This is a genomic window from Paracoccus litorisediminis (assembly GCF_009711205.1).
In the GTDB taxonomy this organism is placed as follows: Bacteria; Pseudomonadota; Alphaproteobacteria; order Rhodobacterales; family Rhodobacteraceae; genus Paracoccus; species Paracoccus litorisediminis.
In genome coordinates this window covers 86757-111105 of the sequence record NZ_WMIG01000005.1, presented here as the reverse complement: position 1 = coordinate 111105, position 24349 = coordinate 86757, and the positions used below count along the sequence as shown (strand labels likewise).

Below are 24349 nucleotides of genomic sequence, written 5' to 3'. Positions count from 1 at the left end.
CCTTTCCGCATATTCGCGTGGCGATCAGCCGCGCAGGATGCTGCGCCCGGCATATTCGGCCGATGCGCCCAGCATTTCCTCGATGCGGATCAGCTGGTTGTATTTCGCGAGCCGGTCCGAACGGGCCAGCGAGCCGGTCTTGATCTGGCCGCAATTAGTGGCGACGGCGAGGTCGGCGATAGTGGCGTCCTCGGTCTCGCCCGAACGGTGCGACATCACCGAAGTATAGCCCGCGCGGTCGGCCATGCGGACGGCGTCCAGCGTCTCGGTCAGGGTGCCGATCTGGTTGACCTTGACCAGCAGCGAGTTGCCGCAGCCCTGCTCGATGCCTTCGGCCAGACGCTCGGGATTGGTGACGAACAGGTCGTCGCCGACCAGTTGCACGCGGTCGCCCAGCGTTTCGGTTAGCAGCTTCCAGCCTTCCCAGTCATCCTCGGCGCAGCCATCCTCGATCGACAGGATCGGGTAGTCGTTGCACAGCGCTTCAAGATAGGCGACGTTTTCGGCCGAGGTCAGCGACTTGCCCTCGCCCTTCATCTCGTATTTGCCGTTCTTGAAATACTCGGTCGAGGCGCAGTCCAGCGCCAGCATGATGTCTTCGCCGGGCTTGTAGCCGGCCTTCTCGATGGCCGTCAGGATGAAGTCCAGCGCATCGCGGGCCGAGGACAGGTTCGGAGCAAAGCCGCCCTCGTCGCCGATCCCGGTCGACAGACCCGCCGCCGACAGTTCCTTTTTCAGCGTGTGGAAAATCTCGGAACCCATGCGCACGGCTTCGCGGATGCTCGATGCCGAAATCGGCATGATCATGAATTCCTGGATGTCGATCGGGTTGTCGGCATGCTCGCCGCCATTGATGATGTTCATCATCGGCACCGGCAGGATGCGCGCGCCCGTGCCGCCGACATAGCGGTAAAGCGGCTGGGCGCTGGTCTCGGCTGCGGCCTTGGCCACTGCCAGCGACACGCCGAGGATGGCATTCGCGCCCAGGCGCGACTTGTTCGGGGTGCCGTCCAGTTCGATCATCAGGCGGTCGATGCCGATCTGGTCGGTGACATCCTCGCCGATCAGGTTCTCGGCGATCTCGCCGTTCACGGCGGCGACGGCTTCCAGCACGCCCTTGCCCATGTAGCGCGACTTGTCGCCATCGCGCTTCTCGACGGCCTCATGCGCGCCGGTCGAGGCACCCGAGGGCACCGCAGCGCGGCCCATCGTGCCGTCTTCCAGCGTGACATCGACCTCGACGGTCGGGTTGCCGCGGCTGTCCAGGATCTCGCGCGCGAAAATGTCGATGATGGCGGTCATGTTCCGTCCCTCTCGTGACAATGGTTGCAGGCTGTTTAGCGGCCTTCGCAGATGCAGAAAAGCGTCATTCAGCGGGGTTATCGCTCACACGGCCGGAAATCCCCGGCTCGGGTGCGGCGGACCAGGGTTCCAGCACCAGATCGGCCCAGATCGGCAGGTGATCCGAGGCGAGCCGCGCCGTCTCATTGTCCCAGACCCCGGAATCAAGCACTTCGATCCCGCGCGACACTGCGATGCGGTCGTAACGCAGGCGTGGAAAGGGCGCGGGCCAGCTGGGACCGGGGGCCAGCACATGCATCGGTGCCAGTGCCTCCAACCCGCGATTGTCGTGCCATTCGTTGAAATCGCCGGTCAGGATCAACCGGTCATGGCCGAAACGTCCGGCCTGCGCCACGATCCGGCGCAATTGCGCGCGGCGCGAGGACCGGATCAGCCCCAGATGCACGGCGATCACCGTGACGCCGGGCAGGCGCAACGCCAATGCCCCACGCGGCTCGAATCCGGGCAAGGGCAGGCGGCGGATGGTCGCCTGCTCAGCCAGTTCCGGGCGCATCAGGATGGTCTGGCCATGCCAGCCCAGCGAGCTTTCCCCGGTCGAGACGAAATCGGCCGGAACCAGCCCGGTCGCTTCCTTGATCTGGGCGCGGGGCAGGGCCTCGGGGCGGCGGCCAAGGCGGAAATCGACCTCTTGCAGGGCGATCACATCGGCCTTGATGCCGGCAATGACCTCAAGGTTTCGCTCGGGAGCGTGCGGGCCGGTCATGCCGCGGCATTTATGCAGGTTGTAGCTGGCCAGTCTCAGCCGATCCGTGCGTTGGGGCATGGAACCTTTCTTCTCAGGTGCCGCAGAAGGTGCGCTGGACGACCTCGTCGGGCTGGGGAGGAAGGGCGAGTTTGTCCCATTCCGGGCGATCCGTAAACGGGTCTCGCAAGGCGGCGTCGAGCAGATGGAACGGGCTGTAATCGCCGGAGTCGCGGGCCTGTGCGATGGCTTCCTCGATCCGGTGGTTGCGCGGGATGCGGCGGGGATTGGCCCGTGCCATGACCTGCGCGGCGTCCGGCAGATCTTTGATACGCGCCTGCCAGTCTACGGCCCATTGGTCGAAGGAATCACGGTTCAGGAACTCGTCGCGGGCCTTGCCGTTGGACAGGCCGGCAAAGACGCGGGTGAAATCGGCCTGCCCCTCGGCCATCAGGCCCAGCAGGCGTTCGATCAGCGCGCGGTCGGTGTCGCGCGGGGATGTGATGCCCAGCTTGGCCGCGAAACGGCGCAGCCATTCGCGCTGGTAAAGCGCCGGGAAAGAATGGACGATCCGCGTCGCTTCGGCCACGGCCTCGTCGCTGTCGCCCATCAGCGGCACTAGGCAACTGGCCAGCTGCGCAAGGTTCCAGACGGCGATATTGGGCTGTTCGTTCCAGGCATAGCGGCCATAGGCGTCAATCGAGGAGAACACCTTGTCGGGCCGGTAACCGTCCATGAAGGCGCAGGGGCCGTAATCGATGGTCTCGCCCGAGACCGACATGTTGTCGGTGTTCATCACGCCATGGATAAAGCCCAGACCCATCCAGCAGGAAATCGTATAGGCCTGCGCTTCGACCACGCGCTGCAGCAGGTCCGCCGCACCCGAGGCGTCTGGGTAATGCCGCGCGATGACATGTTCGGCCAGCAGACGCAGCCGGTCACGGTCGCCGCGTGCGGCGTAGAATTCAAACGTGCCGACCCGGATATGGCTGGACGCCACGCGGGTCAGGACCGCGCCGGGCAGCAGGGTTTCGCGAATGACCTGCTCGCCCGTGGTGACGGCGGCCAAGGCCCGCGTGGTCGGCACGCCAAAGGCGGCCATGAACTCACTGACCAGATATTCGCGCAGAACCGGACCCAGCCAAGCCCGCCCGTCGCCCCGGCGCGAGAAGGGCGTCGGCCCCGAGCCTTTCAGCTGGATGTCGAAACGCGCACCGTCGGGGGCCACGACTTCGCCCAGCAGCACCGCGCGACCATCGCCCAGCTGCGGGGAAAAGCCGCCGAACTGGTGACCGGCATAGGCCTGCGCGATCGGTTCCGCCCCTTCGGGCAGGGTATTCCCGGCCAGCATTAGCAGGCCTTCGGGGCTTTGCAGCCATGCGGGATCAAGGCCCAGACGCGCGGCCAGTGGCAGGTTCAGGGCGACAAGCTTGGGGTCGCGCACTGGGGTCGGCGCAGTGCGGGTGAAGAACCCTTGGGGCAGGCGGGCGTAGCTGTTGTCGAAGTGGATCATTGTGACCCTCCTTTCGACCTTATCTAGCCTTCATTGGCGAAATGTTAAGGGCGGCACGGCCACCTTGCGCGTCAATGTGACACAGTTGAGGAAAAGACATTGACCACGACCACGCCCGCCACGATCAGCCCCAGGCCGATGACTGCGGGCAGGTCCAGCCGCTGCCCGAACACCACCAGCCCGATGGTCGAGACCAGAACGATGCCAAGCGCGCTCCAGATCGCATAAGCGATGCCCAAGGGCATGGTGCGCAACGTCAACGACAGGAAATAGAACGATCCAGCATAGCACAGCCCCATCATCAGCGTCGGCAAAACCTGCGTGAACTGCTGGCTGCGTTGCAGGAACGTGGTGCCGACCACCTCAAGCGCGATCGCGATAACCAGAGTGGCATAGGTGGTCAGGGGCATTTTCAGGCATCTTTCGCAAGGGCGCGGGGATGATAACCTGTCCCTTCGCCGGGGAAAAGCCACGCCGCCCTTGAACCGGACGGGCCAAGGGCGTATCCCACGCTCTGCCCCGTATTTTGCCAAGGATTGCGTTGTGAAGTTCCTCGATCTCGCCAAAGTTTATATCCGCTCGGGTGGCGGAGGCGCGGGATGCGTATCCTTCCGCCGTGAGAAGTTCATCGAATATGGCGGCCCTGACGGCGGCGACGGTGGTCGTGGCGGTAGCGTCTGGGCCGAGGCGGTCGTGGGGTTGAACACCCTGATCGACTTCCGCTTCCAGCAGCATTTCTTTGCCAAGTCCGGCCAGCATGGCATGGGTTCGCAATGTACCGGCGCCTCGGGCGACGATGTCGTGCTGACGGTGCCCGTCGGGACCGAGATCCTCGATGAGGATCAGGAAACGGTGATCGCCGACCTGACCGAACCGGGCCAGCGCGTGCTGCTGGCCAAGGGTGGCAATGGCGGCTTCGGCAACCTGCATTTCAAAAGCGCCACCAACCGCTCGCCGCGCAATGCCAATCCGGGCCTGCCGGGGATCGAGCGCACGCTGTGGCTGCGCCTGAAGCTGATCGCCGATGCGGGCCTGCTGGGCCTGCCCAATGCCGGCAAGTCGACCTTCCTGTCGGCCGTGTCGAATGCGCGGCCCAAGATCGCCGACTATCCCTTTACCACGCTGCACCCGAATCTGGGCGTGGTCGGTATCGACGCGCATGAATTCGTCATGGCCGATATCCCCGGCCTGATCGAAGGTGCATCCGAGGGCCGTGGTCTGGGCGACCAGTTCCTTGGCCATGTCGAACGCTCGCGCGTGCTGCTGCATCTGGTGGACGGAACCGCCGAGGATGTCGCGACCGATGCCCGCACCATTCTGAACGAACTTGCGGCCTATTCGCCCGCACTGGCCGAAAAGCCGCGCGTCACCGCGCTGAACAAGATCGACGCCATCGACCCCGAGGAACTGGCCGAGAAGCGCGCCGCGCTGGAAGCCGAAATCGGCGGCCCGGTCTTCCTGATGTCCGGTGTTTCGCGGGCGGGCGTGCCCGAAGTGCTGCGCGCGCTGTGGACGCAGATCGCGCCGTCGCGCCTTCCCCAGACCGAAGAGGATAACGCACCTTGGCAGCCGTAATCCCCGAACTGGGGCGGGCGCAGCGGCTGGTCGTCAAGATCGGCTCGGCGCTGCTGGTCGATGCGCAGGGTCTGCGCGCGGACTGGCTGCGCGCGCTGTGTGACGACGTGGCTGCCGCGCGGGCGCGCGGCACGGATGTGGTGTTGGTGTCCTCGGGCGCCATCGCACTGGGCCGTAAAGTTCTGGATCTGCCCGCAGGACCCCTGCGGGTGGAACAGTCACAGGCTGCTGCTGCCGTCGGCCAGATCCGTCTGGCCCGCGCCTATGAGGAAGCGCTGGTCCCGAATGGCGTCAAGACGGCGCAACTGCTGGTGACGCTGGACGACACGACCGATCGCCGTCGCTACCTGAACAGCCGGGCGACGATGCAGGTGCTGCTGGGTATGGGCGTCGTCCCCATCGTCAATGAAAACGACACCGTCGCGACGGACGAGATCCGCTTTGGTGACAATGACCGCTTGGCCGCACAGATCGCTGTGACCTGCGGGGCGGACCAGCTGCTGCTGCTTTCGGACGTGGACGGGCTTTATACCGCCAATCCCAAGACCGACCCGACTGCCCGCCACCTGCCGGTGGTCGAACAGATCACCCCCGAAATCGAGGCCATGGGTGGCGATCCCATCTCGGGGCTGAGCAAAGGCGGGATGAAGACCAAGCTGATGGCCGCACGCACCGCCGTCGCCGGTGGCTGCGCCATGGCGATTGCCGAGGGCTCGGTCCTGCACCCGCTGCAGGCGGTGGCGGGTGGTGCGCGGGTGACATGGTTCCTGCCGGATACCGACCCCCATGCCGCGCGCAAGCGCTGGATCGCGGCGATGAAGCCCAAGGGTGAAGTCCGCGTCGATGCTGGCGCGGCGGATGCGCTGCGCCACGGCAAATCGCTGCTGCCTGCGGGCGTCACCGAAGTCGCAGGTCGTTTTGGCCGCGGCGATCCGGTCGTGGTGTTGGACATGCAGGGCGGCACGCTGGCCTCAGGCCTGATCCGCTACTCCTCGATCGAGGCCCGCGCCATTGCGGGGCATCGCAGCGACGAAATCGAGTCGATCCTTGGCTATCCGGGCCGCGCCGCACTGATCCATCGCGACGATATGGTGGTCTGAGCCGCGCATCATGCCAACCGCCGCGCCGGCCGCACTGTCGCATGGGTATTTAAGAAACGAAGAAAGCCTCAAGCCTCGCTTCTGGATTTCTTCGTTTCTTAAATACCCAAACACGGCATCGGCCACACGCGGCGCACTGGCGATTTTACTCGATCGGGTGCGGCTTGGTCATGGCATGGCGGACCTGCGACAGCCTGCGGATCTGCGACAGTTGGGTGGCCTGTGCCGAAGGTGGCGGAAGGTTCAGGACGGCGTCGCGCAGAATGGCGATGCCCTCCTCGCTGCGGGCGGGCAGGGATGCCGGTTGGATTGGTTGGCCTATTGTGACGGCAAAGGGTTGCGCGCCCTTGTTCAGTACCTCGTTGAACAGCGTCACGTCCCGCACCGTCGGGTGGATCGCGTCCAGCAGGTAGAACAGCGTCGAGTTCCGCGCCCGAATACGCAAGGGAATGACCGGCACGTCGAATTTCTTGGCGATCATCGCCGCACTGGCCATCCACGGGCGCTCATGCAGCGTAAGACCTCGGCGTTTGGCCAGCCGACCCGAGGGGAAGATCAGACCGATGCGGCCGCGCGCCAGCGCCTCGCGAGTGTAATCCATCGTGGCACGGGTCTTGGCGTGGCTGCGCTTTTCAGTGCGCCATTCCACCGGGGCGATCAGGCTGCTGCATTGCGGCAGGACCCGCATGATGTCGTGATTGGCATAGATGAACAGATCGTCCCGCACCGCCGAGATCACCGTATGCAGCACGATCCCGTCGGCGATCCCGGTCGGGTGGTTCGAGACGATCAGCGCCGCCCCGGTGGCGGGCAGGTTTTCCAGCCCCTCAACCGTCAGATCGCGCACGATCAGCTGGGCCATGCGGCGCATGATCTCATCGGCGGGCAGGTCGCGAAACTCGGCGCCCAGTTCGACGGTCTGGGGATAGCGCAGCAGCCACATCAGTGCCCGCCGCGCGAGGTTATGGTGCCAACGGCCTGAAAAAAGCCAAGGTGCCCGCTCGTCTATCAGCGGATCAAGGCGTCTTTTCATGTCCTCGCGGGCATCCATAGCGGCAGTATTGCCGTGCCCGCGAGGCGGCTGCAAGACCGCTTGATGCAACCTTAGCCAGCACCGGCAAGGATACGCGTAACCATCTCGGATGTGTTGCGCGAAAGTCCCGGCATGGCGGCGATGCGTTGCAACGCGGCGCGCGCCTTGGCCTGACGGCCCGCATCATAACGCGAAATCGTCTCGAAGGCCGAGCACATGCGTGCCGTGGTCTGCGGGTTGACCGGGTCGAGCTTCATCAGCCAGTCGGCAAGGAAGTCGTAGCCCGAGCCATCCGCCGCATGGAAGCCGGCATGGTTCGAGGTCAGCCCCGCGATCAGCGCCCGGAAGCGGTTGGGATTCTTCCAGTCGAAATCGGGCCGCGCGGCCAGTTCACGGGCACGGGCGACGGCCTGACCCGCTGCGGCGCGCAGGGGCTGGACCATGAACCACTTGTCCATGACAAGGCGGTTCTGGCGGAACTCGGCCTCAAACCGTGCCAGCGCGTCCTTGTCACGACCTGCGGCGATCAGTTGCTCCAGTGCGCCCTGACGTTCGGTCATGTTAGTGGCACTGGCAAACAGCGCCTCGGCCCGGTCACCGCCGTCAAGACGGCTGAGATAGGCAAGGCAGGCCAGACGCAGGCTGCGGTGGGCCGCGCCTTCCGCATCTGGCACATAGGGGCCCTTGGACTCCATCGCGTCATAAAGCCGGGCCAGAGCCGTCTGATGCGCTGTGGCAAGCTCAAGCATCAGCGCGGTGCGGGCCCGGTTGATCGCGTCCGGGTCAGGGGTCACGCCCGCTGCTGCCATGGTGGTGGCGATTTCCTCTTCGCCCGGCAGGACAAGGCAAAGCGCGGCAAAGGCCGGATCGGATTCCGCATCGTCCAGTAGCCCGGCGATGGCGCGGATGAACTCGGCCCCGCCTTCCTGCCCCTGCGCGCGGGCGATCAGCCCATCCAGCGCAAGGTCATGGCCTGCCTGCCAGCGGGCGCAGGCGTCGGTGTCATGCGCCAGCAGCAAGGCCTGCTCATCCGCCGTCATCTCGCGTGCGACGGTGACGGGGGCCGAGAAGCCGCGCAGCAGCGACACGACCGGACGCGCACCCAAGCCGTCAAAGCTGAAGCTTTGCGCGGTTTCGGTCATCTCCAGCACGGTGGTCGGCAGGACCTCGTCACCATTGGGGCCGATCAGGCCAAGGGCGATGGGAATAACACGGGCGGGCTTGTCGGGCTGGCCGGGGGTAGGGGCGGTGTGCTGACGGAAGTTCAGGACCAGCTTACCGTCGGACCATTCCTCGGTCAGCGACAGACGAGGGGTACCCGCATCCGTATACCAGCGCTTGAACTGCGTCAGATCGCGGCCCGTCGCGTCCTGGAAGACGGTGATCCAGTCCTCGATCGTGCAGGCCTGTCCGTCATGGCGGTCGAAATACAGGTCCAGCGCCTTGCGGTAGCCTTCATCGCCTACCAACCGCTTGAGCATGCCGATGACCTCGGCGCCCTTTTCATAGACGGTGGCGGTGTAGAAGTTGTTGATCTCTTGGTAGTGATCCGGGCGCGGGGGATGGGCCAGCGGACCCGCATCCTCACGGAACTGGCGCGCGCGCAGGGTCTGCACGTCATGGATACGCTTGACCGAGGCCGAGCGCATGTCGCTGGTGAACTGCTGGTCGCGGAAGACCGTCAGCCCTTCCTTGAGGCACAGCTGGAACCAGTCGCGGCAGGTGATGCGGTTGCCGGTCCAGTTGTGGAAGTATTCATGGCCGATGACGCCCTCGATGCGCTCGTAATCGCCATCGGTCGCGGTTTCTGCGGTGGCAAGGACCAGCTTCGAGTTGAAGATGTTTAGGCCCTTGTTCTCCATCGCGCCCATGTTGAAGTCATCGACGGCGACGATGTTGAACACATCGAGGTCATATTCGCGGCCGTAGGCCTCCTCATCCCATTTCATCGAACGGATGAGGCTCTCCATCGCGTAACCCGCGCGCGGCTCGTCGCCCGGACGCACCCAGACGTTCAGCGCGACGTCACGTCCCGACATGGTGGTGAAGCGGTCAGAGATGGCGCGCAGATCGCCTGCGACCAACGCGAACAGATAGGCGGGCTTGGGCCATGGATCGTGCCAGACGGCCTGACCCGGCTGGCTGCTGACCGGGTTGCCATTCGACAGCAGCACCGGCTGATCGGAATGCACGGTCACGCGGAAGGGCGCCATCACATCGGGGCGGTCGGGATACCAGGTGATGTGGCGGAAACCTTCGGCCTCGCATTGGGTGCAGAACATGCCGCCGGACAGGTAGAGACCCTCAAGGGCGGTATTCGCCTCGGGGTCGATCTGAACCTCGGCCTCAAGGGTGAAGCTGTCGGGAAGCTGTGCGGCGGGAATGATCAGCTTTCCATCCGTCTGCGGGATCAGCGAGGGCGAAACAGCTTGGCCATCGATGCTTAGCGAAAGGGTCTTCAGACCCGCGCCGTCAAGGACCAGATCCTCGGGCGCAAGGCGGCGGAAGTCGATCTGCGAGCGCACGATCGTGGCCCTTGGGTCCAGCCGGAACTCCAGCCGGGTCTCGAGGATCTCATAGGGATAGGGACGCCAATCAGAGAGATATTGCGTGTCGGTCATGACATGGACCTTCAAAAAACTTGGCAAGTCGCGGGAACTCGCGCGGAAACCCGATTGTTAATCGCAGGATATCCGGGTCGCAACCCACCGGGCCGATTGCCATGCGGCGCAATCCCGGGCGAGACCCCTTCGAAACTTGTCCCGAGGAGAGCCAAGATGGCCAATTACGATCCGAATGATCCGAACAGGAATGATCCGGTCGATCCCGCCTACCGGGATCCGGCCAACCAGACCTATGTGGAGCCTGTGGAACGTCGCGCCTCGCCCCTGCCGTTGATCATCGGCATCCTGCTTGCATTGGCGATCGCCTATTTCGTCGTGCAATACTTCATGAACGGAAATGAGGTCACGACCGGGACCGAGCCTGCCGCCGTGACGACCACCGCCCCGGCAGAGACCTCGACCGCTCCGGCGACGACGACGGAACCCGAGGCGGCGGCAGATGCGGCCAACACGGCTGCGGATGCGGCGACCAATGCTGCCGATGCGGCAGGTGAGGCGGCCACTGACGCAGCCACCGCAGCCAAAAGCGCGGCCGACGCCGCAGGGGCTGCCGTGAACGATGCAGCAACCGACGCGGCCAATGCCGCCACGGATGCGGCCAATGCGGCGGGTGAAGCGGCCTCGGATGCCGTGAACGCTGCCGAGGATGCGGCCAAGGATGCTGCGACCGCAGCCGGAGAGGCGATGAAGGATGCCGGTCAGGCTGTCGAGGATGCCGTGACCGTTGAACCGGCAACGCCTCCGGCGACGACGACCACGCCTCCGGCCAACTGATCCGGTTTAAGGCAAAAGGACCGCCGTGCGGATATTCCGCCGGCGGTTTCTCTATTTCTTGGGGAATATCCTTCAATACGCGCTTAATACTGGGCGCGGTTGCACGGTTGCGGGGTTTGGCATGCCACCGTATACCGAAATCACTCATGCTGTTGGAATTAGGAAGGAATCGCGATGGCGCGTGTCGAAAAGGCTGGTTTGCGGGTGGACGAGACCCTGGCCGCATTCATCAATGAGCGCGCATTGCCGGGAAGCGGTGTCGAGCCGCGCCGTTTCTGGGAAGGCCTTTCGGCCCTGCTGCATGATTTCGGTCCCCGCAACCGGGCGCTGCTGGACCGTCGGGACGAACTGCAATCCTCGATCGACGCATGGCACCTTTCGCGCAAGGGTCAGTCCGTCGACGCAGGTGCCTACCGCGATTTCCTGACCGAGATCGGCTATCTGGTTCCCGAAGGCGATGACTTCCAGATCGAGACCTCTGCGACCGATCCCGAATTCGCCAGTGTCGCCGGTCCGCAGCTGGTCGTGCCGATCACCAACGCCCGCTACGCGCTGAACGCCGCCAATGCCCGCTGGGGCAGCCTTTACGATGCGCTTTACGGCACCGATGCGCTGGGCGACATGCCGCAAGGCAAGGGTTATGATGCCGGGCGCGGCGCCCGCGTGATCGCATGGGGTCGCGATTTCCTTGACCGTTCCGTGCCGCTGGCCGCCGGCTCGTGGAGCGATGTTGCCGCGCTGAGCGTCACCGATGGTGTCCTGTCCCCGGCGCTGGGCGATGCTGCGGGTTTTGCGGGCTATCTGGGTGATGCCGCGACGCCTTCGGATATCTTCCTGAAGCATCACGGGCTGCTGATCCGCATCGTCATCGACCCCTCGACCCCGGTCGGCGGGCAGGACAAGGCCGGGATTTCGGACATCGTGCTGGAATCGGCGCTGTCCGCGATCATGGATTGCGAGGATTCGGTCGCCTGCGTCGATGGCGAGGACAAGGCGCTGGCCTATTCCAACTGGCTGGGCCTGATGGACGGCACCCTGTCCGAGCAGGTCGAGAAGGGTGGCAAGACCTTTACCCGCCGACTGAACCCCGACGTCAGCTTCACCGCGCCCGATGGTTCGACCGTCACCCATAAGGGCCGCGCGCTGATGCTGGTGCGCAATGTCGGCCACCTGATGACCACCCCCGCCGTCCTTGACCGCGAGGGCAACGAGGTCTTCGAGGGTCTGCTGGACGCCATGGTCACCGCGCTTTGCGGCATGCGCGATCTGAAGCGCGACGGTGCGGGCAACTCGGTCACGGGCTCGATCTATGTCGTGAAGCCCAAGATGCACGGCCCCGAGGAAGTCGCCTTCGCCAGCGAGATCTTCGACCGCGTCGAACAGGTGCTGGGCCTGCCGCGCCACACCGTCAAGCTGGGCATCATGGACGAAGAGCGCCGCACCAGCGCCAATCTGAAGGAATGCATCCGCGCCGCGAAACACCGGGTGGCCTTCATCAATACGGGCTTCCTCGACCGCACCGGCGATGAGTTCCACACCTCGATCGAGGCCGGCGCGATGCTGGCCAAGGGCGAGATGAAATCCCAGCCCTGGATCGCCTCCTACGAGGATCGCAATGTCGATATCGGTCTGGCCTGTGGTCTGGCCGGCAAGGCCCAGATCGGCAAGGGCATGTGGGCGATGCCCGACCTGATGGCCGACATGCTGACGCAAAAAATCGCCCATCCGATGGCGGGCGCAAACACCGCTTGGGTGCCCAGCCCGACCGCCGCGACCCTGCATGCGACCCATTACCATCAGGTCGATGTCCATGCCCGTCAGGCCGAGATCGCCGAGCTGAAGCGTCCGGCGCGGCTGGATGAGCTGCTGACCATCCCGCTGGCCGGGGGCCGCAACTACAGCGACGCCGAAGTCACGCGCGAGTTGGAAAACAACTGCCAGGGCATCCTTGGCTATGTCGTGCGTTGGGTCGATCAGGGCGTCGGCTGCTCGAAAGTGCCGGGCATCAACGATGTCGGCCTGATGGAGGACCGGGCGACGCTGCGCATCTCGGCGCAGTCGCTGGCCAACTGGCTACACCACGGCATCGTCTCGGAAGCGCAGGTGATGGACGCGATGCGCAAGATGGCCGCCGTGGTGGACCGTCAGAACGCCGGTGATGCCGCCTACCGCGCCATGGCGCCGGGCTATGACGGCGTGGCCTTCCAGGCGGCCTGCGATCTGGTCTTCCTCGGCCGCGTGCAACCCTCGGGCTATACCGAGCCGGTGCTGCATGCCCGTCGTCTGCAGGCCAAGGCCGAGCGCGCGATCTGACGCAGCGAAACATCTGCCTTTGGGCGCCGGAAGCTACGCGAATTTGCGGCAGCTCCGGCGCCTTTTTCGTCGTTTTGCCAGAAAATTCGCAGAAAACGCCAAATTGACCTAACGTCAATATTCGGGATGAGTTCTCCCGTCACGCCCTTGTGAAAGATAATTTCGCGATGCTATCAACTCGCCTGTAACACGCTAACAGGGGAGGTGCCCTCGTGAAGATTGGCGCTTTGAAGGAGAGTTACGAGGGAGAGGCGCGGGTTGCGATCACTCCGGCCTCGGCGGCCCATCTGCGAAAACTGGGTCACGAGGTCTATGTGGAAAGCGGCGCGGGTGTGCGCGCAGGCTTTACCGACGCAGCCTATGCATCGGCGGGTATCACCGTCGAGCCGACCTCCTCGGCACTGGTGAATGACGTTGACGTTGTGGTCAAGGTTCGTCCGCCAAGCGAGGCCGAGATCAAGCAGATGCGCCACGGCCAGACGCTGATCTCGCATTTCTATCCGTCGCAGAATGCCGAACTGCTGGAAACCGCGCGCGAACAGGGCATCACTGCCATCGCGATGGACATGGTCCCGCGGATCTCGCGCGCGCAGAAAATGGACGCGCTGTCCTCGATGGCCAATATCGCGGGCTATCGCGCGGTGATCGAGGCTGCCAACAATTTCGGCCGCTTCTTCACCGGGCAGGTGACGGCGGCGGGCAAGGTGCCTCCGGCCAAGGTGCTGGTGGTGGGCGCGGGTGTCGCCGGTCTGGCGGCCATCGGGGCCGCGACCAGCCTTGGCGCGCAGGTCTATGCCTTTGACGTGCGGCCCGAAGTGGCCGAGCAGATCGAATCCATGGGCGCGTCCTTTGTCTACCTTGATTTCAAGGAGCAGCTTCAGGACGGTGCGGCGACCGGTGGCTATGCCGCCCCCTCCAGCCCGGAATTCCGCGAAAAGCAGCTGGAAAAGTTCCGCGAGCTTGCGCCCGACATGGACATCGTCATCACCACGGCGCTGATCCCCGGACGCGATGCGCCGAAGCTGTGGACCAAGGACATGGTCGAGGCGATGAAGCCCGGCTCGGTCATCGTCGATCTTGCCGCCGAGCGTGGCGGCAACTGCGACCTGACCGTTCCCGATGAGCGTTTCGTCACCGAAAACGGCGTCGTCATCATCGGCTACACCGATTTCCCCTCTCGCATGGCGGCGCAGTCATCCGAGCTTTACGGCAACAACATCCGCCATATGCTGGCCGACCTGACGCCCGGCAAGGACGGCCAGCTGGTCCAGAACATGGAGGACGACGTCATCCGTGGCGCAACCGTCGCCCATGACGGCGACGTGACCTGGCCGCCGCCGCCGCCCAAGGTGGCCGCGATCGCCGCGCAGAAGCCCAAGGAGAAAGCCAAGGAGCTGACCCCTGCGGAGCGCCGCGAGCAGGAAATCGCCGCGTTCAAGGCGCAGACCAAGTCGCAAGTGACGCTTCTGGGCGCGGGCGCGGTGCTGATGCTGCTGATCGGCAGCTTTGCTCCGACCAGCTTCCTGTCGCATTTCATCGTCTTCGTGCTGGCCTGCTTCGTCGGCTTCCAGGTGATCTGGAATGTCAGCCACTCGCTGCACACGCCGCTGATGGCGATCACCAACGCGATTTCCTCGATCATCATCGTCGGCGCGCTGCTGCAGATCGGCTCGGGGTCGTGGCTGATCGTGATCCTTGGCGCGGCGTCGGTGCTGATGGCGGGCGTCAACATCTTTGGTGGTTTCCTGGTCACGCGCCGGATGCTTGCCATGTTCCAGAAGTCGTGAGGAGAGGGTGATGGAGTTCGGAATCACCACCGCCGCCTATGTGGTGGCCGCCGTCCTGTTCATCCTGTCCTTGGGCGGGCTTTCGGGACAGGAAAGCGCCAAGCGCGCGGTCTGGTATGGCATCTCGGCCATGGCCCTAGCGGTCGTGGCCACCCTGTTCGGTCCCGGCGCAGGCAACTGGTTCCTGTCGCTGGTCATGCTGGCCATTGGCGGCGGCATTGGCTGGATCGTCGCCAAGCGCGTCCAGATGACGGAAATGCCGCAACTGGTCGCCGCGATGCACAGCCTGGTCGGCCTTGCCGCCGTGCTGATCGGCTTCAACGCGCAATTCGAACTGGGCCGCGTGCTGCGCGCCAAGGCCGCTGACGCGAGCGCCGAGTTCCACGGCTTTGCCGCGGTGCTGGCACACAAGTCCCCGGCCGAGATCGCCATGCTCAAGGTCGAGGTCGCACTGGGGATCTTTATCGGTGCGGTGACTTTCACCGGCTCGATCGTGGCTTTCGGAAAGCTCGCCGGCAAGATCGACGGCAAGCCCAAGAAACTGCCGGGCGGGCATATGCTGAATGCGGGCGCTGCCGCGCTGTCGCTGCTGGCCGTGATCCTTTACTGCACCACCGGCGCGCCGGTGCTGTGGCTGCTGGTCATCACGCTGGCCGCTTTCTTCATCGGCTATCACCTGATCATGGGCATTGGCGGTGCCGACATGCCGGTCGTCGTGTCCATGCTGAACAGCTATTCCGGCTGGGCGGCGGCGGCCATCGGTTTTACGCTGGGCAATGACCTGCTGATCGTGGTCGGTGCGCTGGTCGGCTCGTCCGGTGCGATCCTGTCCTACATCATGTGCAAGGCGATGAACCGCAACTTCGTCAGCGTCATCCTTGGCGGCTTCGGTGGTGAGACCGGCCCGGCGATGGAGATCGAAGGCGAACAGATCGCCATCGACGCCGAGGGCGTGGCTGCGGCCCTGAACGAGGCCGATGAGATCGTCTTCGTTCCGGGCTATGGCATGGCAGTGGCACAGGCGCAGCAATCGGTGTCGGAGCTGACCCGCAAGCTGCGGGCGCGCGGCAAGAATGTCCGCTTTGCCATTCACCCGGTCGCGGGCCGCCTGCCGGGCCACATGAACGTGCTGCTGGCCGAGGCCAAGGTCCCTTACGACATCGTTCTGGAAATGGACGAGATCAACGAGGACTTCCCCAATACCGACGTGGCCATCGTCATCGGCTCGAACGACATCGTGAACCCGGCGGCGCAAGAGGACCCGAACAGCCCGATCGCCGGCATGCCGGTGCTGGAGGTCTGGAAGGCGAAGCAGGTCTTTGTGTCGAAGCGCGGGCAGGGCACCGGCTATTCCGGCATCGAAAATCCGCTGTTCTACAAGGAGAACACCCGGATGTTCTATGGCGACGCCAAGAAATCCATCGACCAGCTGCTGCCGATGATCGACTGAGGCACAGCGACGAAACGATCAAGGCGGGCCCAGGGGCCCGCCTTTTTTCTTTGCCGCTTGGTCATGGTGGTTCAAAGAGCCCGGAGCATGGATTTGACGACTTCGGCGGGCAGCGCGGGATGCAGCGCAAGTTTGCGCGTGCGCTTTCCACGGCGCGGGATCAGCAGGGCGCAGCGTATCGCCACGGCCTGCGAACGTTCGGCACAACCCATCACAATGGCGCCGGCACGCCATTTTGACTTCGGACCGAAACGCAGGACAGATTCAATGGCCGCAGGCACATAGCCTTCGGTCTCGTCGGAATCAATCAGCGCAGCATGAATGACTGGGGGTAAATACATGGCCTTCAGCACGTGAAAAGTACCGTCAACCATTAACCTGTATGGAAGGAAGCGCCTATCTGACTATTTGAACAGGTGCTTCATTCCCCGCAAATAGGGTTTTTGCGGCCCATTTCTGGACCGCACCGCAAGATCAGGGCAGGATGCGGATCGGGGTCCCATTGCGGACCATGGCATAGACGTCCTCGACCTCGTCGTCGCGGACAGCGATGCAGCCTGCAGTCCAATCGCGCTGGCGTTGGGACAGGACGCGGCCTTCAGGCCCTTGACCGTGGATGAAGATGTCGCCGCCCGGACGCATGCCGAACGAGGCGGCATTGGCGCTGTCCACCACGTTCGGATAGGACACCCCGACCGAGAGGTGATACTTGCTGTCGGGATTGCGGCGGTCGATGTAATACAGACCCTCGGGGGTCTTGCCGTCGCCCTCGACCTGCTTGTGGCCGATCGGCTCATTGCCCAGCCCGATGTTATAGGCCTTGAGCGCGCGGTTGCCGCTTAGCAGGTACATCTTGCGCTCACCCTTGAGCACCAGCACCTCGGTCACAGGAGGACCGGAGTAGCGCTTGAACTTGCTTGGACCGCAGGCGGACAGCCCTGCGATCAGCCCGACGACGATCAATCCGGTCAACCAGCGTCTCATCACTGTCCCCTCGGTGGTGTTTTGCGCTATTTTGCCTGCAACCGGCGCGGGCAACAATCAGGTGACGATCACGAAATGCTGAGGCAACCCCACTGACGCGGCGAAATTTGGCCCCCGGCTTTTCTCTATGCGCCGCGAAACGGGCCTGCTAATCATTCGCGCATGAACGACCAAGCCGAACACCCGCTGCGCTATGCCCTTGTCAATGAACTCCATGCCCGGCCCTCGCCGCGGCTTGAGGCCCCTTGCACCGCCGTCTTCGTGGCCTTCAAGGAGCCGCGCGATGCGGCCAACCGTGAACGGTCGCGCGATGTCGCGCATCTGGCCGATCTGTGCAGCCGCCACGGCTCGCCCAGCCCGGACCCGCAGGCGGGGCACTATGCCGCGCAACTGGGTCGCCACAAGCTGCGCTGGGAAAGCCATACCGAATTCGTGACCTACACGGCCTTTGCCCGTGGCCTGCCGCCGCGGCCCTTCGATCCTTCGGTGGGTGAGATCTTTCCGCTGGACTGGCAGCGCAACGCGCCGGGTAAACGCGTGGCGGCGGTCATCGTCCATGTCGATGTGCTGCCCGAGGACCCGAATGAGATCAAACCGCGCCTGAAAGAATGGTTCGCGGCCGAAAGTCTTGCCTCGGTCTGGGTGCTGGACGAATCCGCTGCCGTGGCCGGCGACTTCCGCATCGATCCGGCGGGCTGGATGCGTTTTGCCGTATTTGTCCGTCCCGGCACCGCTTCGGGTCGGGTCGGGCGGATCATCCAGCGCCTGCTGGATCTGGAAACTTACCGCGCCATGTCGATGCTGGGTCTGGGCCGCGCCCGCATCCTGAGCGAGCAGATGAACGGGCTGGAAGTGCAGCTGAGCGACATCCTGCAAGGTATGGCCGACGATACCCGCCCGTCCGAGGCGGTCCTGCATGACCTGTTGTCGGTTTCGACCCGACTGGAAAGCGCTGCGACCCAGCACAGTTTCCGCTTTGGCGCGACCGCCGCCTATGAGGCCATTGTGATGGAGCGCGTGGCCGCCCTGCGCGAGACCCGCTTCATGGGCGGGCAGATGCTGACCGAGTTCATGCAGCGCCGCTATGCCCCGGCGATGCGGACGGTGAAATCGACCGAGAAGCGGCTGGCCACCCTGCTGGACCGGGCCGAGCGCGCGGGTGAACTGCTGCGTACCCGCGTCGATGTCTGGCGCGGTGCCCAGAACCAGGAAATCATGCAGCGCATGGACCGCCGCGCCGATTTGCAGCTGCGCTTGCAGCACACGGTCGAGGGGCTGTCGGTCGTTGCGATCAGCTATTACGCGGTCGGGCTGCTGGGCTATGCGCTGTATCCCTTGGCCCATGCCGTGCATCTGGACAAATCCGTGCTGATCGCTGCGCTGACGCCGCTGGTGGTGCTGGCGGTGTGGTTCGGGATGCACCGGATCAGGGCGCGGCTGCATGATGACCACTGAACGGGCCGTGGCTTTACCCTTGTCGCCTTCCGGGCGATAAGGCGCGGCTAAAACCCTAGGAGCCTTTCCTTGAAACTTGCCCTTTCCCTGCTGGCCATTCTGGCCCTTTCCGCCTGCAACGTTCCTCTGGTGCCGCTGATCTGATGACCAAGAACCTGACCATGTATGGGCTGGCCCATTGCTCGACCTGCCAGAAAGCCCAGTCCGAGCTTGAATCTGCGGGTTGGACCGTCGACTTTCGCGACGTGAAGACCGCGCCCCTGTCCACCGAGGACTGGCAGCAGATGATCCCCGCCTTTGGCGAAAAGATCGTCAACCGCGCCAGCCTGACATGGCGTGGCATGTCCGAGGACGAACGCGCCGCCACGCCGCTGGAGATGCTGCTGGCCAAGCCTTCGCTGATGAAGCGTCCGGCAATCGTGCAGGGGGATCTGCGCCTGCTGGGCTGGACTGCGAATGTGAAACGCGCGCTGGGGGTGGCGGCCTAAAGGGCCGCGCCTTCAGGCGATGTAGCGGTCGCGGCGGTGGTTCATCGCGATCACAAGGTTCAGCACCACCGCACCCAGGAACGACCAGCCGACCGTCTGCCAGTCGCGCAGCAGCAGCGCGCAGCCGAACAGGCAGGCGTCAAAGATCATCTGCGTCCATCCGGCGCGGAACCCGGTGCGGTCCTGAATATACAGCCCCACAATCCCGATCCCGCCCAGTGAGGACCCGTGCCGGAACAGCGCCAGCAGCGCCGATCCGGTCAAGCATCCCAGCAGCACCGCCGCCACGCCGGGATGGACGTGGCCGAATTGCATCTGGGCGGGCAAAAACTGCGCCATGACCGAAAGCAGCGCCACGGCGACAAAGCTTTTCAGGGTGAAGGTCAGGCCGAAGCGCTTGTAGCCCAGCCAGTAGAAGGGCAGGTTCACCGCAAAGAAGACCGGGCCAAAGCCCCAGCCGGTCGCATAGGAAATCAGGATCGCCAGACCAGCCGTCTGGCCGGTGACGAAGCCCATATGGGTCATCAGGATGACGCCGACCGCTGCCACGAAGCTGCCATAGGCCAGCCCCTGCGCATCGTCGATCAGGCTGTGTCGGAGGGTATTCTCGGTCATGGCGCTGCTCTGGCCCGAGTGGCGGGAATGCGCAAGATCCCTTGGCATGATTTCCTGTACTCGTGGACAAAACGCACTTTTCTGACCAAAGAGACAGCCCCTTTGCCGCAGAATGCCCCGCTGGGCGGATCGCGCTTCGTGGTATTTAGCCTGCAGTCCATCCACTGGGGTCTCAGCCATGAAATGCGGAATTTCCGTTCTAGCCCTTGCCCTAATGCCCACCGCCCTACTTGCCGCACCCAGCGTTGAGCGCGGCGAATATCTGGTCCAGGGTCCAGCCGGTTGCGGCAACTGCCATACGCCGATCGGACCCGAGGGTTTCGACATGTCCCGCGACCTTAGCGGCCGTCTGGTCGACAAGAACCCGTCCTTCACCGCCATCGCGCCGAATATCACCCCCGCCTCGCGTATCGCGGATTGGAGCGATGCCGATCTAGCCCGCGCGATCCGCGAGGGGCTGCGTCCCGATGGCAGCCTGATTGGTCCGCCCATGCCCTTTACCATGTATAGGGGCCTCGGCGATGAGGATCTGGCCTCGATCGTGATGTACCTGCGCAGCATCCCTGCGGTCGAGGGTGATCCGGGCAAGTCGGAATATGCGATCCCGCTGCCGCCTGCCTACGGTCCTCCGATCGCCAGCGTGACCCCGCCCGCGCGCGGCGTCAGTGCGGAATATGGTGCCTATCTGGCCGGGCCGATCAGCCACTGCATGGAATGCCACACACCGATGGGACCGCAGGGGCCGATGGTCGACAAGCGGTTGGGGGCAGGGGGGTTCGAGTTCCACGGGCCCTGGGGCGTCGCCGTCGCCGCCAATCTGACGAATGGTCCGGATGGGCTGGTCGACTATTCCGATGGCGAGCTGAAGGTGATGATCACGCAGGCGAAACGGCCCGACGGCACCGCAATGCTGCCGCCGATGCCCTATCCCTATCTGGCGAAGATGACGCCCGAGGATCTGGACGCGATCGTTCTGTATCTGCGCAAACTTCCCGCGCTGCCCGATCAGGAGTGAAAAAAGAAGGGGGGCTGTCTGCCCCCCGTCCCCTACGGGGACACCCCCGAGGATATTTAGGCAAGAAAGAAGCCCGGTCAGTTCAGCGCCTTGTCAGAGATGGCGTGGGTCCATGCCCCTTCCGGCGCTTTCGAGATCACCGGGTCCGAGCCGCCCGAGAGCAGCGTCTCGACCGTGCGCTTGAAATCGGCCTCATCCAGCGCGCCGGTCGATCCGGCGGTCAGCTTGGCGATTTCTCCGGCCATGCGGGTCTGGTGCTCAATGGTCTGGGCGCCGGTTTCGTCATTTTCCAGAACGATCTCGGCGGCCTCGGCCGGATGTTCCTCGGCGTATTTCCAGCCCTTCATGCTGGCGCGCACGAAGCGGGTCAGCTTGTCGGCCATGGCGGGGTCGTTCAGCTTTTCTTCAAGCACGTAGAGCCCGTCTTCCAGCGTGGCGACGCCCTGATCGTCATATTTGAAGGTGACGAGTTCTTTGGGTTTGATGCCTGCGTCGATCACCTGCCAATATTCGTTATAGGTCATGGTGCTGATGCAGGCGGCCTGTTTCTGCAGCAGAGGATCGACGTTGAAGCCCTGTTTCAGCACGGTCACGCCGTCGGGGCTGCCATCGGTTTTCAGGCCCAGATGGTTCATCCAGCTGAGGAAGGGATATTCGTTCCCCGAGAACCAGACGCCCAGCGTCTTGCCCTTGAAGTCGGTCTTGGGGTCGGCGACGCCGCTTTCCTTGAGGCAGGTCAGCATCATCCCGGATTTCTTGAAGGGCTGGGCGATATTGACGATGGGCAGGCCCTTTTCGCGGGCGGCAAGTGCTGCGGGCATCCATTCGACGGTGACATCCGCGCCACCCCCGGCCAGCACCTGCACCGGCGCGATATCCGGCCCACCCGGCTTGATGGTGACGTTCAGGCCCTCTTCTTCGTAGAAGCCCTTGTCCTTGGCGACGTAATAGCCGCCGAACTGGGCTTGCGTGACCCATTTCAGTTGCAGGGTCAGGTCATCCGCTGCCGAGGCCGCGCCCGCCATCAGCGAAAGCAGACCCGCCGAAATCAGGAATTTCTTCATCACTCTCTCCACTGTTGAGGGCTTTTGGCCCCGGCTTATTGGCGCTGCGAGGGGTGCCAGAAGGTCACCCGCCTCTCGATCAGCGCGACAATTCCATAAAAGGCGGTTCCGGCCAGTGCCGCGACCAGAATTTCGGCCCAGACCAGCGGCATGTTGAGCTGGCCCACGGCGGTCGAGATGCGAAAGCCCATGCCGCGGGTCGGGCTGCCGAAGAACTCGGCGACGATGGCCCCGATCAGCGCCAGCGTCGTGGTGATCTTGAGCCCGTTGAACAGGAACGGCATCGCTGCGGGCAGGCGCAGCTTTAGCAGCGCTTGGGTATAGCTGGCCCCCCATGTTGCGATCTGGTCGCGGGCCAGCGCATCGGTGGCCTTGAGCCCGGCGACCATGTTCACGAGGATTGGGAAGAAGACCATGACAACGACGACGGCGGCCTTGGACTGCCAGTCGAAGCCGAACCACATGACAAGGATCGGTGCGATGCCGACGATGGGCAGGGCCGCGACAAAGTTCCCGATGGGCAGCAGGCCCCGTTGCAGGAAGGGTGAGCGGTCGATGGCGATGGCGGTGGCGACCGCAGCGGCGGCGCCAATCAGCCAACCGGACAGCGCGCCCTTCAGGATGGTCTGGACAAAATCGCCCCAAAGCAGCGGCAGGTTGGCCCCGAACGCCGTCCAGATCTGGCTGGGGGCGGGCAGGATCACGGCGGGAATGGCAAAGCTGCGGCAAGCCATCTCCCACAGGATCAGGATGGTTGCGCCGAAGATCAGCGGCACCAGCGCCGATGGGATAGGACCGCGATACCGCGCAAGCCATGTGTTCAGGCCAAACGCGCCCAGCCAGACCGCGATCAGGGGCAGGGCGGCGGTCATCGCGCCAGCCCCATGCGTTTCAGCGTGACACGCTCGATCCCGCTGATCACCATGACCAAGACCGCGGCCAGTGCGGCGGCGGCGAAAAGCGCGGCCCAGATCTGGATCGTCTGGCCGTAATAGCTGCCCGAGAGCAGCCTTGCGCCCAAGCCCGCCGTTGCCCCCGCAGGCAATTCGCCGACGATGGTGCCGACCAGCGCCGCCGCCACCGCGACCTTGAGGCTGGCGAACAGGTAGGGCATGGCCGAGGGCAGCCGCAGCCGCCAGAAGGCCTGCGCGCGCGAGGCGTTCCAGCTGTGCATCAGGTCCATCTGCATTCGGTCGGGTGTCCTCAGCCCCTTGACCATGCCGACCAGCACCGGAAAGAAGGAAAGCCAGGCCGCGATCATCGCCTTGGGAACCAGTCCGGTCACGCCCGCGCTGGCAAAGACCACGATGACCATGGGCGCAATGGCAAGGATCGGCACGGTCTGGCTGGCAATGGCCCAAGGCATGACGGACAGATCCATGACCCGGCTATGCACGATCCCCACAGCCAGCAGGATGCCCGCAAGGCTGCCAATGGCAAAGCCTGCCAGCGTCGCCGACAGCGTGACGCCCGCGTGCCAGACAAGGCTGCGCTTCGAGGTGATCTTCTGCCCCGCGACCCCGTCCCAGACGCCCTTGGCAACCTGATGCGGCGCGGGCAGAACCGGGCGTTCCTGTGTCATCGTCGCGCGGATCAGCGCCGGCATGGTCAGGCTTGTTCCGGCCCGCGCTGCCTGATCGCGCGCCCAAGGCGCATTCAGGGCGACGGCCGCGACATACCAGCCAAGGATGATGGCGCAAAGCACGGTCAGGACGGGCAGGGCATGTTTCATTGCCGCGCCTCAATCATAGCTGTGGCCCTCGCGCAGGCCCTCGCGGACCTCTTGCGCGATGCGGATGAATTCGGGAGTGTCGCGGATCTCCAGCGGGCGCTCGCGTGGCAGGGTGCTTTCGATGATGCGGGTAATGCGGCCGGGGCGCGGGGACATGACAACGATCTTGGTGGACAGATACACCGCCTCGGGGATCGAATGGGTGACAAAGCCGATGGTCTTGCCGGTCTTGGCCCAAAGCTCCAACAGAGCGGCGTTCAGGCGGTCGCGCACGATTTCGTCCAGCGCGCCGAAGGGTTCATCCATCAGCAGGATATCGGCGTCGAAGGCCAGCGCCCGCGCGATGCTGGCGCGCTGCTGCATTCCTCCCGAAAGCTGCCACGGGAACTTGCCGCCAAAACCCGAAAGCTCGACCATATCCAGAACGCGGGCAATACGTTTGGCACGATCTGTCTTTGAAAATCCCATGATTTCAAGAGGCAGAGAGATATTCCCCGAAATCGTCCGCCACGGGTAAAGCCCCGGTGCCTGAAAGACATAGCCGTAAGCCCGCGCGCGCCGTGCCTCATCGGCGCTAAGGCCGTTGACGCCGATCCGGCCCGCGGTCGGGGTTTCCAGCGCGGCGATGGTGCGTAGGAAGGTGGTCTTGCCGCAGCCGGATGGGCCGATGAAGCTGACGAATTCGCCCTTGCCTATGGTCAGGTCCACGTCCTTCAGGGCATGGACCGGGCCGTCGGCGGTCTGGAAAGTCAGGCTGACGCCCTGCGCCTCGATGACCGACAA

Annotated in this window: 22 protein-coding genes; 9 read left to right on the top strand and 13 right to left on the bottom strand. The window is 64.3% G+C overall.

What is annotated here, in order from left to right:
• Positions 1-24: 24 nt before the first annotated feature.
• From eno to GL300_RS12015, 4 genes are all read right to left on the bottom strand, one after another.
• Positions 25-1302: a phosphopyruvate hydratase gene (gene eno, locus GL300_RS12030; RefSeq protein ID WP_155039879.1), complete on the bottom strand. Its 1278-nt coding sequence runs from the start codon at positions 1300-1302 to the stop codon at positions 25-27.
• 64 nt (positions 1303-1366) lie between these two features.
• Positions 1367-2125 (bottom strand): endonuclease/exonuclease/phosphatase family protein, encoded by a 759-nt coding sequence (locus GL300_RS12025; RefSeq protein ID WP_155039878.1) that lies wholly within the window; start codon positions 2123-2125, stop codon positions 1367-1369.
• 13 nt (positions 2126-2138) lie between these two features.
• Positions 2139-3557: a protein adenylyltransferase SelO gene (locus GL300_RS12020; protein ID WP_155039877.1), complete on the bottom strand. Its 1419-nt coding sequence runs from the start codon at positions 3555-3557 to the stop codon at positions 2139-2141.
• 71 nt (positions 3558-3628) lie between these two features.
• A complete protein-coding gene (locus GL300_RS12015; protein ID WP_155039876.1) occupies positions 3629-3967 on the bottom strand; it encodes a DMT family transporter in 339 nt (112 codons plus the stop codon).
• A gap of 133 nt (positions 3968-4100) precedes the next feature.
• On the opposite strand from GL300_RS12015, the gene obgE reads away from it, so the two are divergent.
• Together obgE and proB are read left to right on the top strand one after the other, a co-directional pair.
• Entirely contained in the window at positions 4101-5132 is a 1032-nt protein-coding gene (gene obgE / locus GL300_RS12010; protein ID WP_192337221.1) for a GTPase ObgE, read from the top strand.
• A complete protein-coding gene (proB, locus tag GL300_RS12005) occupies positions 5120-6232 on the top strand; it encodes a glutamate 5-kinase (protein WP_155039874.1) in 1113 nt (370 codons plus the stop codon). The genes obgE and proB overlap by 13 nt, the downstream gene beginning before the upstream one ends.
• A gap of 145 nt (positions 6233-6377) precedes the next feature.
• Here the strand turns inward: proB and GL300_RS12000 are convergent, their stop codons facing one another.
• Both GL300_RS12000 and pepN read right to left on the bottom strand, forming a co-directional pair.
• Positions 6378-7265: a 1-acyl-sn-glycerol-3-phosphate acyltransferase gene (locus tag GL300_RS12000; RefSeq protein WP_246195159.1), complete on the bottom strand. Its 888-nt coding sequence runs from the start codon at positions 7263-7265 to the stop codon at positions 6378-6380.
• Positions 7266-7336: 71 nt separating this feature from the next.
• On the bottom strand, positions 7337-9886 hold the full coding sequence (gene pepN / locus GL300_RS11995; protein WP_155039872.1) for an aminopeptidase N: 2550 nt from the start codon (positions 9884-9886) through the stop codon (positions 7337-7339).
• 156 nt (positions 9887-10042) lie between these two features.
• On the opposite strand from pepN, the gene GL300_RS11990 reads away from it, so the two are divergent.
• The 4 genes from GL300_RS11990 to GL300_RS11975 all read left to right on the top strand — a co-directional run bounded on the left by GL300_RS11990 (position 10043) and on the right by GL300_RS11975 (position 16213).
• Complete coding sequence (locus GL300_RS11990; RefSeq protein WP_155039871.1) at positions 10043-10663, top strand: hypothetical protein; 621 nt, start codon at positions 10043-10045, stop codon at positions 10661-10663.
• 174 nt (positions 10664-10837) lie between these two features.
• Positions 10838-12976 carry a malate synthase G gene (locus tag GL300_RS11985; protein ID WP_155039870.1) on the top strand — a complete coding sequence of 713 codons (2139 nt, stop codon included), beginning with the start codon at positions 10838-10840 and terminating at the stop codon, positions 12974-12976.
• A 212-nt stretch (positions 12977-13188) separates the two neighbouring features.
• Complete coding sequence (locus GL300_RS11980; protein ID WP_192337226.1) at positions 13189-14763, top strand: Re/Si-specific NAD(P)(+) transhydrogenase subunit alpha; 1575 nt, start codon at positions 13189-13191, stop codon at positions 14761-14763.
• 10 nt (positions 14764-14773) lie between these two features.
• Positions 14774-16213: an NAD(P)(+) transhydrogenase (Re/Si-specific) subunit beta gene (locus GL300_RS11975; protein WP_155039868.1), complete on the top strand. Its 1440-nt coding sequence runs from the start codon at positions 14774-14776 to the stop codon at positions 16211-16213.
• A gap of 71 nt (positions 16214-16284) precedes the next feature.
• Here the strand turns inward: GL300_RS11975 and GL300_RS11970 are convergent, their stop codons facing one another.
• A complete protein-coding gene (locus GL300_RS11970) occupies positions 16285-16587 on the bottom strand; it encodes a hypothetical protein (RefSeq protein ID WP_225612319.1) in 303 nt (100 codons plus the stop codon).
• Between the two features lie 100 nt (positions 16588-16687).
• On the bottom strand, positions 16688-17197 hold the full coding sequence (locus tag GL300_RS11965; protein ID WP_155039867.1) for a L,D-transpeptidase family protein: 510 nt from the start codon (positions 17195-17197) through the stop codon (positions 16688-16690).
• 162 nt (positions 17198-17359) lie between these two features.
• Here GL300_RS11965 and GL300_RS11960 point away from each other — a divergent pair, with 162 nt between their 5' ends.
• Together GL300_RS11960 and GL300_RS11955 are read left to right on the top strand one after the other, a co-directional pair.
• Positions 17360-18652, top strand: a complete 1293-nt coding sequence (locus tag GL300_RS11960; protein ID WP_155039866.1) for a DUF3422 family protein — start codon at positions 17360-17362, stop codon at positions 18650-18652.
• A gap of 143 nt (positions 18653-18795) precedes the next feature.
• A complete protein-coding gene (locus tag GL300_RS11955; protein ID WP_246195158.1) occupies positions 18796-19140 on the top strand; it encodes an arsenate reductase family protein in 345 nt (114 codons plus the stop codon).
• Between the two features lie 12 nt (positions 19141-19152).
• On the opposite strand, the gene GL300_RS11950 is transcribed toward GL300_RS11955, so the two are convergent.
• Positions 19153-19755 (bottom strand): YitT family protein, encoded by a 603-nt coding sequence (locus GL300_RS11950; RefSeq protein ID WP_155039999.1) that lies wholly within the window; start codon positions 19753-19755, stop codon positions 19153-19155.
• Positions 19756-20080: 325 nt separating this feature from the next.
• Here GL300_RS11950 and GL300_RS11945 point away from each other — a divergent pair, with 325 nt between their 5' ends.
• Complete coding sequence (locus tag GL300_RS11945) at positions 20081-20770, top strand: c-type cytochrome (protein WP_155039865.1); 690 nt, start codon at positions 20081-20083, stop codon at positions 20768-20770.
• A 77-nt stretch (positions 20771-20847) separates the two neighbouring features.
• Here GL300_RS11945 and GL300_RS11940 read toward each other — a convergent pair whose 3' ends face one another.
• Genes GL300_RS11940 through GL300_RS11925 form a run of 4 tightly spaced genes read right to left on the bottom strand, consistent with a single transcriptional unit; the run spans position 20848 to position 24349 of the window.
• On the bottom strand, positions 20848-21834 hold the full coding sequence (locus GL300_RS11940; RefSeq protein WP_155039864.1) for an ABC transporter substrate-binding protein: 987 nt from the start codon (positions 21832-21834) through the stop codon (positions 20848-20850).
• Positions 21835-21869: 35 nt separating this feature from the next.
• The gene (locus GL300_RS11935; RefSeq protein WP_155039863.1) at positions 21870-22706 is read right to left on the bottom strand and encodes an ABC transporter permease; all 837 of its coding nucleotides are present in this window, start codon (positions 22704-22706) and stop codon (positions 21870-21872) included.
• Complete coding sequence (locus GL300_RS11930; RefSeq protein ID WP_155039862.1) at positions 22703-23566, bottom strand: ABC transporter permease; 864 nt, start codon at positions 23564-23566, stop codon at positions 22703-22705. The genes GL300_RS11935 and GL300_RS11930 overlap by 4 nt, the downstream gene beginning before the upstream one ends.
• A 9-nt stretch (positions 23567-23575) precedes the next feature.
• The gene (locus tag GL300_RS11925; protein ID WP_155039861.1) at positions 23576-24349 is read right to left on the bottom strand and encodes an ABC transporter ATP-binding protein; all 774 of its coding nucleotides are present in this window, start codon (positions 24347-24349) and stop codon (positions 23576-23578) included.